12 protein-coding genes and 1 pseudogene are annotated in these 13,427 nt (G+C 64.2%); 6 read left to right on the top strand and 7 right to left on the bottom strand.

The features are described 5' to 3' along the window. Nucleotides 1-956: 956 nt before the first annotated feature. The 7 genes and pseudogenes from GTW51_RS16030 to GTW51_RS16060 form a co-directional block, all read right to left on the bottom strand. Nucleotides 957-2,762, bottom strand: coding sequence for a gamma-glutamyltransferase family protein (locus GTW51_RS16030; RefSeq protein ID WP_163045048.1), 1,806 nt, complete (start codon nucleotides 2,760-2,762; stop codon nucleotides 957-959). An 85-nt stretch (nucleotides 2,763-2,847) separates the two neighbouring features. Beyond that, on the bottom strand, nucleotides 2,848-3,477 hold the full coding sequence (locus tag GTW51_RS16035) for a UbiX family flavin prenyltransferase (protein ID WP_343034036.1): 630 nt from the start codon (nucleotides 3,475-3,477) through the stop codon (nucleotides 2,848-2,850). After that, nucleotides 3,474-4,019, bottom strand: a complete 546-nt coding sequence (locus GTW51_RS16040; RefSeq protein WP_163045049.1) for a TIGR02444 family protein — start codon at nucleotides 4,017-4,019, stop codon at nucleotides 3,474-3,476. The genes GTW51_RS16035 and GTW51_RS16040 overlap by 4 nt, the downstream gene beginning before the upstream one ends. 14 nt (nucleotides 4,020-4,033) lie before the next feature. Beyond that, a pseudogene (locus GTW51_RS24630) lies at nucleotides 4,034-4,821 on the bottom strand (ABC transporter ATP-binding protein). Next, nucleotides 4,818-5,621 carry an ABC transporter permease gene (locus GTW51_RS16050; protein ID WP_163045050.1) on the bottom strand — a complete coding sequence of 268 codons (804 nt, stop codon included), beginning with the start codon at nucleotides 5,619-5,621 and terminating at the stop codon, nucleotides 4,818-4,820. The pseudogene GTW51_RS24630 and the gene GTW51_RS16050 overlap by 4 nt, the downstream one beginning before the upstream one ends. Before the next feature lie 12 nt (nucleotides 5,622-5,633). Further along, complete coding sequence (locus GTW51_RS16055; protein ID WP_163045051.1) at nucleotides 5,634-6,584, bottom strand: ABC transporter substrate-binding protein; 951 nt, start codon at nucleotides 6,582-6,584, stop codon at nucleotides 5,634-5,636. Nucleotides 6,585-6,651: 67 nt separating this feature from the next. Next, a complete protein-coding gene (locus GTW51_RS16060; protein WP_163045052.1) occupies nucleotides 6,652-8,241 on the bottom strand; it encodes a UbiD family decarboxylase in 1,590 nt (529 codons plus the stop codon). A gap of 361 nt (nucleotides 8,242-8,602) precedes the next feature. Between GTW51_RS16060 and GTW51_RS16065 the strand changes: the two genes are divergently transcribed. From GTW51_RS16065 to GTW51_RS16090, 6 genes are read left to right on the top strand one after another with little or no spacing between them, the layout of a single operon-like run. Next, nucleotides 8,603-9,325, top strand: a complete 723-nt coding sequence (locus GTW51_RS16065; protein WP_163045053.1) for a GntR family transcriptional regulator — start codon at nucleotides 8,603-8,605, stop codon at nucleotides 9,323-9,325. Nucleotides 9,326-9,344: 19 nt separating this feature from the next. After that, nucleotides 9,345-10,097 carry an ABC transporter ATP-binding protein gene (locus tag GTW51_RS16070; RefSeq protein ID WP_163045054.1) on the top strand — a complete coding sequence of 251 codons (753 nt, stop codon included), beginning with the start codon at nucleotides 9,345-9,347 and terminating at the stop codon, nucleotides 10,095-10,097. A gap of 2 nt (nucleotides 10,098-10,099) precedes the next feature. Beyond that, nucleotides 10,100-10,927, top strand: a complete 828-nt coding sequence (locus tag GTW51_RS16075) for an ABC transporter permease (RefSeq protein WP_246233207.1) — start codon at nucleotides 10,100-10,102, stop codon at nucleotides 10,925-10,927. 37 nt (nucleotides 10,928-10,964) lie between these two features. After that, a complete protein-coding gene (locus GTW51_RS16080; RefSeq protein ID WP_163045056.1) occupies nucleotides 10,965-11,945 on the top strand; it encodes an ABC transporter substrate-binding protein in 981 nt (326 codons plus the stop codon). Nucleotides 11,946-11,981: 36 nt separating this feature from the next. After that, nucleotides 11,982-12,986 carry a zinc-binding dehydrogenase gene (locus GTW51_RS16085; protein ID WP_203566134.1) on the top strand — a complete coding sequence of 335 codons (1,005 nt, stop codon included), beginning with the start codon at nucleotides 11,982-11,984 and terminating at the stop codon, nucleotides 12,984-12,986. A gap of 28 nt (nucleotides 12,987-13,014) precedes the next feature. Next, nucleotides 13,015-13,422 carry a PaaI family thioesterase gene (locus GTW51_RS16090; RefSeq protein WP_163045058.1) on the top strand — a complete coding sequence of 136 codons (408 nt, stop codon included), beginning with the start codon at nucleotides 13,015-13,017 and terminating at the stop codon, nucleotides 13,420-13,422. Nucleotides 13,423-13,427: the final 5 nt, after the last annotated feature.

The raw sequence follows: 13,427 nt of genomic DNA on the forward strand, positions 1-13,427 counted from the left end.
GCTTGAAGTCGACGAGCTTTTCACCACCGCCTCTGAGGCTCGTATCGCCTGGCCGGTAGTCGAAACACCGAATGCCGTCCGTGTTCCCGAGGTAGAACCGGTCGCCGACCAGCGCCATGCCGAAGGGTGACACGATTGGCGCTGGGGCCGATCGCCTTGACGCGGCGCATAGTGGCCTGCTGAGCGTGGTCCATGAGGGTGCGCGGCCTCTCCGGCTGCTCCTTCGACTCCGCCACGAGGACGTCGCCGTTCGGCAGGACCTCGATCCAGCGAGGATGATCGAGGTTCGACGCAAAGGCATTGACCTGAAGCCCCGGCGCGCAGGTGGGCAGGCGCCCCTCCTTCCAGCCCTCTGCGGCGGGAAGTTTCAAGGTCATGATTCCCTGTTTTCGCGCCGCCGGAATCTGGGGTGTCAGCCCGACGGCTTGATGCGACGGAGAACCAAAGCGCCTAACGCGCGCGACAGCGCCACCCACGACTTCAGTCGCCTTCGCGACAATTCCCATAGTCGACCGCCTTGTCCTCAGGAGGATGTATTGAGAGCACCAACACCTGTAGGCATCGGCATCGATATGCGGTTGTCACCATGACATGAGGCTACGTCAAGACGTCTCAGGCTGCCGCATCGGCTCCAGCCATCCCAACATCGGGCGGCCGGGTCGAAGCTCCTTTAGCAGGACGGTCCATAGACCGTCTCCGAATGCGCGAGCCGCGAACATGACCGCGCTCAACAATATGTGGTTGGAAGGGAAATGACTGAATGGGTCGTGAGCCGATTGGCAGCTTTCCTCCGGCTGCGGCTGTGGAGCGGACCGCTCCTTTCGGCCCAGCAAAGACAATTCGAATCGCCGATGCAGCTCGCGCCGGCGCTGTTCCTCAACAGCCGAATCGAGCGGATGACGCTGATGACGAGCGGGGGGCCTTCGGACGTCCACGCATCGCGATTTATCTCTTTATCAACGACCAGCCGCGTACGCCTGCATCAACCGGGGCGTGGCAGCGGAACGCAGGAGGCCGTCCGCGTCGCGCTGGGCTGCCGTCAGCCGGCCGATGCTCCAGGGTTCGCTCACCGTCAGGCGATGACCGCGCTTCGTCAGCTCCGCAAGAGTTGGCCCGCCAAAACTTTCCTCGATGGTGAGGTTGCCGGGCTCGCGCGTGCGCGGATGGAACGAAGCGGGAAAATGCGTCGTGTGAAAGAGCGGCGCGTCGATCGTTGCCTGCAGATTGGCGCCATGATGGGCGTAACGCAGGAAGAAGGCGAGCTGCCACTGGTCCTGCTGATCGCCGCCGGGGGTGCCGAAGGCAAGGCGGCGACCATCCTCGTGCACGGCGAGAGATGGCGATAGAGTTGTCCGGGGGCGCCGCCCGGGAGCGAGCGAGGTGGGCAGTCCCGGCGTCATCCAGAACATCTGGGCGCGCGAGTTCAGGCAGAAGCCGAGACCCGGCACGACCGGAGAAGATTGCAGCCAGCCCCCCGACGGGGTGACAGAAACCATGTTCCCCCAGCGGTCGATCGCATCGATGTGGACGGTATCACCGCGCTTCTCGGAAAGGTGCGCCATCGTTGGCTCGTAGACGGCGCCGGCGGTCATGCCCTCGGCGTTGAGCATCGCCATGGTTCGATCATGGAGATCTTCAAAGCCTGGAAGTTTGCCCGGTCGCAGGTCGAGCGACGCTGAATTTGCGTCGATCAACTGGCGCCGCTCGTCGTTATAGGCGTCCGAGAGGAGCATATCGAGCGGCACCGCGCCTTCGGCCGGATCGCCGTAATATACGTCGCGGTCAGCATAGGCGAGCTTCATCGCTTCGGCCACGAGATGCACGAAGTCGGCGCCGTTCGTGTCGAGGCTCGTCAAATCGAACCCCTTGAGCAAGGCGAGGCCCTGCAGCAGCACCGGCCCCTGCCCCCACGCCGCGGTCTTCGCCACGCGCCAGCCATGATAGTCGTAGTTCTGCGGCACTTCGACATTCGCACGCCAGTTGGCCATGTCGTTTCGAGACAGGACGCCCTTATGGCGCTGCCCGCTCACATCCATCACTTCCGCGGATTGCAGGTATGTATCGACCGCCTCGGCGACGAAGCCGCGATAGAAGGCGTCGCGCGCCGCCTCGATACCGGCTTCCCGGCCCTGACGGCTTTCACTCTCGGCGACAACCCGCCGGTAAGTTTCTGCAAGTACGGGATTGCGGAAAGGCGAATGCGGTTCCGGCACGGCGCCTCCCGGTGCCCAGGTCGCGAACGATGTCGGCCATTCCTTTTCGAAAAAGTCAGCAAGCCCCGCGATCGTTGCGGAGACGCGTGGGAGCATCGGATGCCCGCTATTGGCGTAGAAGATAGCCGGCTCCAGTACCTCGCGGACGCTCATCGTCCCGTAGTCGCGCAGCATCAACATCCAGCCGTCGAAGGCGCCCGGAATGACGGTGGCAAGCAGCCCGTCGCCGGGAATGCTCTCCAACCCCTCGCGTGCATAATTCTCAATCGTAGCGCCCGCTGGCGCAGTGCCCTGCCCGCAGATGACCTCCACCACCTGCTTTTCTGCCGAATACACTAGCGCCGGCATATCGCCGCCGGGACCATTCAGGTGCGGCTCGACGATCTGCAGCACGAAGCCGGCCGCGACCGCCGCGTCGAATGCATTGCCACCCCTCTCCAGGATGCTCATCCCGACCGCCGAGGCGATCCAGTGTGTCGACGTGACGGTGCCGAACGTGCCGAGAATTTCGGGACGGGTCGTAAAGGCGGTGTGAGCGGGTGACAGCATGCTGGTCATTCCAAAAAGGTGTCAGGATCGGGGATTCGGCCGGAGAGGATGCTCCGCGAGAGCGCTAGACGCTTTGCCAGGCGTGTCACTTGCCTCCGGAACTACGCTCGCTCCCGTGCCATCGCTTTGTCGTCGGCAATTCGATGTCGAAAAGATCGAGCGCGCGGCCGACAGTCTGGTCGACGAGATCGCCAATGGTCTCGGGGCGATGGTAGAAGGCCGGTACCGGCGGCATGATGATCGCACCGGCGTGTGCGGCGCGTGTCATGATCTCAAGATGTCCTGCGTGCAGCGGGGTTTCCCGCACAAGCAGGACGACGCGACGCCGCTCCTTCAGACACACATCCGCGGCCCGCACGGTCAGTTCGTCGTCGTAGGAGTTCGCGATCCCGCTCAAGGTCTTGATCGAACAGGGTGCAACCAGCATGCCCATCGTCTTGAAGGACCCGGACGACACCGCGGCACCAATGTCCTTGGCCGAGTAGTACGCATCGGCAAGCGCGCGGATATCGTCTTCATTATAGTCGGTCTCGTCCCGAAGAGTGCGGCGAGCCGACGGGGTGACGATGACATGGGTCTCCACCGCATCGACTGCGCGGAGCAACTGGAGCGCCCGCACACCGTAGATTGCACCCGAAGCACCGGTGATCGCGACGATAAGGCGCTTTCGGCGCGGAATGGCGGCCAGCGGCTCGCGCTCGTCTTCGACGCTCACGCATCCGCTCCGTGGGCGATCGTCTGCGCATGCATTGCCAGCAGCGACATCGCAGCATGGTCATCTTCGGCGAGCGGTTCTTCAGCGAAGACTATCATAGCGTTCCGTACGGAGCGTAGCGCCAAGCTATCCGGGTCCGGATCATGCTCTGCCGCGAGCGGCATCGCCTCGAGCTGGTCGAGCTCGATCAGTTCCGCTTCGATTTCCACCTGTTTCACCTTTTCCCGCACCGCATGGATCTCCGCCGCGAGAGGACCTGAAACCCGCGCTTTCATGTCGGTGCGCACGTTGCGCAGCGGGATGACGGCGCTCTCGTGCCAGTCGCGCACGGCCGCTGCGGCATCGGCAGCAGCCTTGGGGGCCAGCAGGGTGCCTCGGACCACTCCGCACCATGCCGCATAGAGGATGACGTTGACGTTGGCGCCTTGGCGCTGCTGCAGCCCAAGACATGCCCCCGCCGTGCCTTCGGCCGCATATAGCCGTAGCGCGAAGTCACGAAGTCGCTCCCGACCTTCCGGCCCCGCCACGTTGGATCTGGTCATTGCATCGATCCGATCTAGTTCGGCAATTCGAGGTCGGACCATATCGCCTCGGTCAGCCGGATGAACTCCGGGTCGGACCGCAGGCTGCGCAGGTCGCGGGGGCGTGGCAGGTCGACGGGATATGCGCCGACGATCTTCGCGGGTCGCGGACCGAATACGATGACCCGGTCGGCGAGGCGGATTGCCTCCTCGATGTCGTGCGTGACAAAGATGATACTGCGCCGCTCGGCCTCCCAGATGCGCAGAAGCTCCCGTCCCATGGTGATCTTGGTCAGGTAGTCGAGCGCGCCGAAGGGCTCGTCCATCAGCATCAGGGCCGGCCGGTAGGCCAGAAGCCGGCCGAGCGAGACGCGCTGGCGCATCCCGCCGGACAGGTTCTTCGGATAGGTGTTCTCGAAGCCCTCGAGCTGAAGCAGGGAAATCAGCTCCCGGCATCGCTCCCTGCGCTCGCCGGCCGGCACGCCTCCGAGTTCCAGCCGACGTTGATGTTGCCGGTCACGGTCAGCCAGGGCAGCAGGGCATCCTTCTGGAACATGAACCCGACATGGTCGGGCGTGCCGGCGACCTCCTGCTCGTCGATGAACACACGTCCCGAGCTCGGCGTGAGCAGGCCGGAGATCGCGCGCAGGATCGTCGACTTGCCGCAGCCGCTCGGCCCCACGACGGCTACGAACTCGCCAATCCCGACATCGAGAGAGACCCCGTTCAGGACGAGCAGTTCGGTGCCATCTGTCCGCGGGAAGGTGATGCGGATGTCCTCGAGGCGGATGCGAGGCTTTTCCACGGCATGGATCGTGGTCATCTCCACAGGATGACTCCCTTCTCGAACAACGCGATGAGCTGGTTCGCGAGCATAGCGATGATCATCAGGACGGTGAGGCCGGTAAACACGCCGGTGGTGTCGAGTTGGCCGCCGGAGCTCTGGATGTACCAGCCAAGCCCCCGGCTCGACCCGACGAGTTCGCCGACAACGGCCCCGATTAGCGAGAGGCCGATACCAAGGCGGAAAGCCGCGAGAATCCACGGAACGATGCCCGGCAGCAGCACGGTGCGCGCGGTGTAGAGCGGCGACGCCCGCATCGAGCGCATCAAGTCGAGCAGGTCGGGATCGGCGGAACGCACGCCCTCGCGGACGTTCAGCAGGAAGACGAAGACCACCATCGTGAACGACATCATGATCTTCGAGAATAGGCCGATCCCGAACCACAGGATGAAGAGCGGCGCCAGCGCCACCCGCGGCAGGCCGTAAATGCCCATGATGAGCGGCTCGACCGTGTCCGACGTCCGCGGCGCCCGCGCCAGAAGGACGCCGAGGGGGATCCCGACGAGGGCGCCGAGCATGAGCCCGGCCCCCGCCTCGAGAAGGGTGATCGAGGTATGCCGCCAGAGGCTGCCGTCCATCGTCATGGCGGCGAGCCGCTCGATTACGAGGGTGGGACGGCTGCTCCAGAACGGGTTCACCAGGAAGGCGGCGGCAAATTCCCATGCCCCGAGCAGAGCCAGGAGCAGGAGGGCGCGGCGGAACTGCAGATTGCCGCCGACCGCCCGCGCCCCCTGCCAGCTAGCCTTTGCTTCGGGCGCGATCGCCACGTTGTCCGACATGCCGAATGCTCCTCAGGGAAGGTATTCGGTCGAGACCACGTCCTCGTAGGGAACGGCCTCGACGTTTGGATCGGCGATGGCGACGGTTTCCATCATGTTCTCATAGGCTTCGCGGCCGACGATGCCGTCCTTCGACAGAAAGTCATCGCGCACATCGCTCGCGACCTGCGTGACAAGCGCCGGCTCGAACTGCGGGAACATCTCGGCGATGGCCTCTTCGAGCACCGCCTGATCGGCCTGGACCATCTGCAGCGCTTCATGCACCGAGGCGGCAAACTGGCGGGCGGTCTCCTCGTTTCCTTCCAGCCAGCTGTCCAGCACCACGATGCCCTGGGCCGCGTGGGGAATGCTGCGGAAGTCGTGCACGATCTTGTAGACGTCGCCGAGTGCCAGATTCGACTGGATGTCAGGGGTGGTGAAGGTGCCGGCCGCGATGGCGCGGTTCTCGACCGCCGCGCGCATCGCGCCACCCGTGCCGATGGCGATGATGGAATAGTCCGTGTCGGGGTCGAGGTCGATTTCGTTGATCGCCCAGCGCACCGTGTTGTCGGCTAGGCCGCCGGCCGAGGTGACCCCGACCTGCAAGCCTTGCAGGCTGGCGAGATCGGTCGCCTCCGAATCCGCCGGAGCCATGATCGCGTAGAGATGGTGGTCGCCGAGCGCGACGATGATCTTGCCGCCGAGGCCCCGTTCCTGGAGGCGGACGGCATGGTCGGCGGCGCAGATGCAGACGTCGATGCTGCCGCTAGCCAGCGCCTGCACGGCCGGTCCGCCGCCGGCGAAGTCGGTGCGCTCGATGGTGATCCCGTTCCTCTCGAAGAGTCCTTGCTGCATGGCGACGACGACGGGCAGCGAGCCGGCCGACGTTTGTGCAGCGCCGAGCTGGACGACGGTCTGGGCTGCCGATGGCGCCGCCAGGCCGATGCCGAGAGCCAGGGCAGAAAGGCTTAGGATCATGCGCATGCTGTAACCTCACTGGTGGACGTTGACGGATGCTGCCGGATCTTACGGACCGCCCGGCAGGGCGGCTTCATCGTGTCGGGGGACGGGCGGCAAACCGCGAATCGCGCAGACACAGGCGGCCGGTCGGGTCCTGCCAAAGCCGCTCGGTCTCATGCAGGATGCCGAGCGCACGGGCGACCACGGGGAAGTGGTAACGGCCGAATTTCTCGGCGATCGCGGTGTAGTAGATCGGGGTTTCCGCCAGCTCCGCCGCAATTTCCTCGGCCAGCGCCAGAAGGTCGGTTTCGGCCTCACCGGCCTCGTCGGACTTGCCGCCGACATAGTCGTCGACCTTCGCCGTGTCCGCATAGGCATAGGCAATGCGCTCAAACCGCTCTTTCGGGATGCCTTCGGAGATCGTCGCGTCGATGCCCACCTTGGCGGTCGTCGGCACGATACCGGGCGGCGTCGGCGGGAGACTTGGGTCGAGCGGCTTGCCCCGCGCATGCGTGACAACCATGATGTCGCGATCACCCTGTACCCTTGTGGCGATAGCCCACTCGACGTCGCCCGGGTTGAAGACGTCGATATCGTCGTCGACCACCACGGCGTGCTTCATGTCGAGCACCGAGAGCGCCGCCAGCAGCGCGTTCTTGCCGTCGCCCGCCTGCTTCTTGATCGAGATGATCACGTGCCAGAAGGCGCAGGCGCCCAGCGTGACGTTGATGTCCTTGACCACCACGCCCGCGGTCTTCAGCGCCTGGCGAACCGTCGCGTATCGGGTGGGTGCGGCGAGCCAGGTGTTTTCCCAAGGCATGTGCAGGGCGTAGTAGACCGCATCCTTGCGCATGGTGATGGCCTTGACGCGCACCAGCGGGTTCCAGTGCAGCCCGCCCATCAGTCGGGTGAACTCCCCGAAGCGGCCCTCGGGATAGACCCAACCGGTCGGCAGGACTTCCGCCTCGAGGACGATCTCGGAATCGGCGATGTAGGGAACGTCGACGGTCTTGCACGGCGCAAGGTTCACCGGAGTGCCGCGAAGTCCGCCCGCGATCGCCATTTCGTCCATGCCGAGCGGGGCGCGGTAGCCCGCTCCCATGATCTCGAACGGATGCGTGCCGATCGAGATCGAGATCGGCAGCGGCCGCCCCGCCTCGAAGGCGCGCTGGGCGAAGAGGCGCATATTGTTGGGCGTGACGATGTCGATCCCGGTGGTGTTCCGGTCCTTCACCATGAAGCGGTAGATGCCCGAGTTCAGCCCGTATTCCGGATCCTTCGCCATCACGACGCCGGCGGTGATCATCGGCCCACCGTCGTAGATCGAGGACATCGGTATCGGCAGCTTGTAGAGATCGACGGCGTCTCCCTCCATGATCACCTCATGGCTGGAGGACGTCGGCAGGTCGACGGATGGTATCGGGTGGTCGATCCCCTGGCGGAGCTTCGCCTCGATCTCGGGATAGCTCGTGCAGCCGAGCGACATGATCGCCCGCTCCCGGGAACGGATGATGCCCGAGACGACCGGCATGTCGTAGCCGATCACGTCGTGGAAGAAGAGCGCCTTGTCGGATTGATCGACGAGCGTCGCGATGTGCCGAATGTCGACAGGCTGATGCAGGTCGACGAGTTCGCCGGCACTGCGCAGTCGATCGAGAAAGCCGCGAAACAGTTCGTTCATGATGGCTCCTTGCGCCCGCATTCCGATGATCCGTCGCTTTAGCTTCGCGATTATCGGCATCGGCGTTGTGAGCAGCCTAGGCAGCAAATCTGAACTGTTCAACATCTTTATGCTTCACAGAGGTCGTTTTTATTTTTGCCTATTATAAATGCATATCATGCTGCGCGTTGGTCTTGGCTCGCCTCCCCTTCGAGCAGACCGGCTTATAAGCGATTGATTTGTATACATTTGCCATCAGATGAAGATTCAACCATCCTTCTTTTAATCAAGATTCTCCGCCCAGTTGACTGCTCTAAATTTCTAGCCGTAGGATGCTCACGAACCTGCAGTAAGCAGCGTTTGCGCCGATGGGGGCCATGAAATGGCATCACTCACAGTCATGGACAGCAGTCTCAAGGCCGGCAGGGCCTATGAGGCAATCCACCGCGAGATCGTCTCGTGCCGGTTGTTTCCCGGTGCGATCATGAGCGAGCCCGATTTCATGGACCGGTTCGAGATCGGCAAGGCGACCTGCCGGATCGCGCTCCAGCGTCTGATCCACGACGGTCTCGTCACCTCGATCCCGCGGCAGGGCTACCGGATCGCTCCGGTGACCCTCAAGGACATCGACGAGGTCTTCCAGCTCCGCCTGGCCATTGAGCCCTTTGCCGCGCGCGCCGCAGTCGGCCGGATAAAACGGTCGCAGCTGGAGCGGCTCGAGCGTGCCTGCCGGATAGAGACGTCTTCCGATGTGGGAAATCAGATCGACTTCTTCCTCGAGGCGAACCGCAGCTTCCACATGGCCATCGCGGTGGCGACCGGTAACGAACGGCTCTGCCGCACGCTCGGCAACCTGCTCGACGAGATGACGCGGCTGGTGGCGCTGGGCTTCGGCGTCCAGGGCGTGCGTCCGAACATCGAGAGCGACCATATCCAGATCATCGAGTATCTCGATGCCGGTGACGCCGACGGGGCCGAACGCATTGCCCGGCAGCACGTCGAGGTCTTCCGGGAAATGACGATCCAAAAGGTGCTTGCCAGCCTTCGCGATACGCCCGAGCTGGCGCTCAGGAACCTTGCGACCAAACCCAAGCGCGTCTCGTGACCAGCCTCATCGCGCAGCCATGAGCGACGTTGTCATCCGCCTGCACGGCATCAGCAAATGGTTCAAGCGTCAGAGTGGCGGAGACCTGCACGTGTTGGCGGATGTCTGCATCGACGTGCCCCGGCATTCCAAGCTGGCGATCGTCGGGGCTTCGGGCAGCGGCAAGAGCACGCTTCTCAACATCATCGCCGGACTCGTCGAGCCGGACGGGGGCCGTGTGGTCTTCTGCGGCCAGCCCGTCGGCGAGCGCTCCCGCAGCCCGTCGATGACCTACATGTTCCAGGATGACCGGCTGCTGCCGTGGCGGAGCGCTGCGCGGAACGTGCATTTCGGCCTCGAGTCACTGCCGCTTTCGAAGGCGGAGCGCGACCGCCGTGTCGCCGAAACGCTAGCGATGGTCAATCTCGGCGAATTCGCCGACACGTTTCCGCACGAACTGTCGGGCGGCATGCGGAGTCGGGTGGCGCTGGCGCGGAGCCTTGTCTCGCAGCCGTCGATCCTACTCATGGACGAGCCCTTCTCGAAGCTCGACCCGTCGATCCGCACGCAGATGCATGACGAAGTGATCCGCCTGTCGCAGCAACTCGGCATGACGGTGATCTTCGTCACCCACGATGTCGAGGAGGCGGTGGTGCTGGCCGAGAACGTCGTGGTGCTGTCGCCGCGGCCCGGCCGCGTCCATTCGATCGTGCCGATCACGCTTCCCTATCCCCGCGATCCCCTCTCGACCGAGATGAACGCGATGGTTCGCGACCTGCGCCGGGTGATATGAACATGAGTGATACCAGATCGGCAGATGTTGCGCTGGGGGAGAGATCCCTGTGGGCCGAGCGCACCCGCCGGATCGGCGGCAGCAACCTTGCGATGCGGCTCGCCTTCGTCGCGACGATCATCGTCCTCTGGTACATCGCTTCCCTCAACGTTCCCGCCTTTGTCGTTCCCTCGCCGATGCGCGTCTGGGAAACATGGCTACGGCTGATTGGCACGCCGACCTTCTGGCAGGATTTCGGCACGACGCTCGGGCGGGTCGCCATGGGCTTTCTGATTGCAGCTGTCGTGGGGGCACTGCTCGGCCTCATCATGGGGGTAAGCCGACGGATTGGCGAGTTCCTGGAACCTGCCGTCGTCATCATCAACACGGTCTCCTCGACCATCTGGGCGATATTCGCGCTGATCTGGTTCGGACTGTCGGAGGCGACCACGATCTTCGTCGTCTTCATGACAGCCATGCCGCTCATCCTGACCAGTGTTTGGCAGGGAACGCGGCTTGTCAGCGCCGACTATGTCGAGCTGGCGCAGTCCTTCCGCATGTCGAGGCTGCAGATCCTCCGCAAGATCTACCTGCCGACGATCCTGCCGCAGTTCTTTGCCGGATCGCGGCTGGCCTTCGGCTTCGGGGCGCGGGTGGTGCTCATCGCCGAGACACTCGGGGCTTCGAGCGGCATCGGCTACCGCCTCCGCCAAGCCGCCGATCTTGTCCAGACCGACCAAGTTTTCGCCTGGACGCTGACACTCGTCATTCTGATGCTGACGCTCGAATACGGCATCCTCAAACCCGCCGAGAATTACCTCTTCGCATGGAAGAAGGCCGTCCCGGTCTGACGCCGCGCGCTGTCCCCTAACGACAACGGAGCATCCCATGAAAAACGGTATCTGCATGACCGCCTTCCTGACGCTTCTTCTTGGAGCGGCACTCCCGGCCAACGCCCAGACGGTGCGCATCGGCTACTGGAGCTCTGGTGTCAGCCTCGGCTTTGGCGGCTTCCTGAAGGCCGGCGAATTCCTGGAAAAGCAGGGGCTCGATGTCGAGTATCTGACCTTTCCCGACGTGAATGCCCCGACCAAGGCCATGGCCGCCGACGGGATCGACTTCGCCATCGGCGCCAGCGCCGGATCGGCGCTCAGCGTGACCGCCGACGGCCTGCCGATGAGCATCATCCTCGCGACCCAGGTCGCCGACCTGAAATTCGTCGTCCCCGCCGATTCGCCCATCCAGTCGATGGAAGAGCTCGCTGGAAAGAAGGTCGGCATGTCGCCTGCCGGCAGTGCTACGGCGGCCATTACCGCGGCGATCCTGCAGACCAATTACGGCATCGAAAGCGCCAGCTACGAAGCCGTCCCGGGCAATGACTCCCGCCTCGCGCAGTTCCTGATCCAGAAGGACATCGACGTCGCGGCCCTCCGGACGGTCAGCCTCGCCCTCGTGGCGGATGCGGGCTTCCGCGAGATCGGATCGTTCCGAGAGGAATGGAGCAAGATCACCGGCCAGCCCACCGCGCCGGTGCTGGGTGTCGGCCTGATCCGCAACGACTGGCTCGAGGAGAACCCGGATGGGGCGGCCAAGATCGTCGCCGGGATGCGCAACGCCTACGAGTACGGCGCCGCGAACCGGGACGAGGTCGCGCAGGCGCTGATCACGGAGGCCAACATCAGCCAGGAGGATGCCGAAGCCTACGCCGCGCTCTGGGACGACATCTACATGGTCAGCATGGAGCCGACCGATGTCGAGTCGCTCCGCACCGAGTTCGAGGTCTTCAAGGGTGTCGGCTCGGTCCAGGGGGAATTTGCCGAGGACGCCGTGCGGACCGAGCCCTACGAAGCCTCCAAGGCCCTGAAGTAAGTGACCAGCAAGGAAGGAAATACTTTGCCAAGCAAGATGAAAGCGCTCGTGCTCAGCGAGCATGGCGGCATCGAGAACCTCAAGGTCGTCGAGGACCATCCGGTCCCGACGGCAGAGGCCGACCATGTCGTGATACGCGTGCGCGCATCCTCATTCAACTATCATGACGTCTTCACCGTTCGCGGCATGCCGGGCATCAAGGTCCCGCTGCCGGTGGTGATCGGTCTCGACATGGCCGGCGAGGTCACCGAGATCGGTCCTGACGTCACCGGCTGGACGGTCGGCGACCGCGTCCTGGTCAACCCGCTCAACAAGGCCAAGGGCCTGATGGGCGAGATGCTCGACGGCGGCATGGCCGAATATTGTGCCGTCAGCGCCGACCAGCTGATCGCGATGCCGCCGGACGTCAGTTTCGTCGACGCGGCATCGCTGCCCGTCGCCTACGGGACGGCGCACCGCATGCTGGTCACCCACGATACGGTCAAGCCCGGCGATCGCGTGCTGGTGCTCGGCGCCAGCGGCGGCGTCGGCACCGGTTGCCTGATGCTGGCGAAGCATCTCGGCGCCGAGGTCATCGCCTGCGCCGGCAGCGACGACAAGATGCAGCGCCTGAAGGAGCTCGGCGCCGATCACGTGGTCAACTACCGCGACACCGACTTCTCCAAATGGGCGATCTCGACCTTCGGCAAGCCGCAGCGGCGTAGCTACGAGGGCGGCGTCGACGTGGTCGTCAACTTCACCGGCGGCGACACCTGGGTGCCATCGCTCCGCTGCCTGAAGCGCGGCGGCAGCGTGCTGGTCTGCGGCGCCACCGCCGGCTTCGATCCGAAGGAGGACCTTCGCTACATCTGGAGCTTCGAGCTGAAGATCATCGGCTCGAACAGCTTCTACTCGGACAACCTCGCAGCCCTCATGGACCTCATCCAGGACGGCAAGCTCAAACCGGTCATCGACAAGGTCCTGTCGCTCGAGGAAGCCGCCGAAGGGCTGCGTCTGATCGAGAACCGCGAAGTCATGGGCAAGATCGTCGTCACCCCGTGATGGGCGAATACCGGAAGGAAGACACACGATGCTGAGCAAGGAAGACGTCGAGAAGCTGCTTCTCAAGGGGCCGTTCCACCAGTGGCTGGGGCTGCAGGTGGCCTCGGTCGGGGAGGGCGAGATCGAACTCACCGCACGGTGGCGGCCGGAATGGGTGGTGAACGCCGATGCCGGCTACACCCATGGCGGCATCCTCGCCACCCTGGTCGACCTGACGGCCGACTGGGCGCTGGTGTCGCAGACCGGCAAGGGCGTGCCGACGGTCGACCTGCGCGTCGACTATCATCGCGCCGCCATGCAGGGCGACCTGCGCTGCGTCGGTAAGGTGATCAAGGCAGGCCGTACCGTCTCGGTCTGCGAGGCGCAGATCTTCGACGGCGACGGCAAGCTGCTCGCCAGCGGCCGCGGCGTCTACATGACACCCGCGTCGAAGTAACGGGG

The sequence above is a fragment of the Aurantimonas aggregata genome (assembly GCF_010500835.1).
GTDB classification, from domain to species: domain Bacteria; phylum Pseudomonadota; class Alphaproteobacteria; order Rhizobiales; family Rhizobiaceae; genus Aurantimonas; species Aurantimonas aggregata.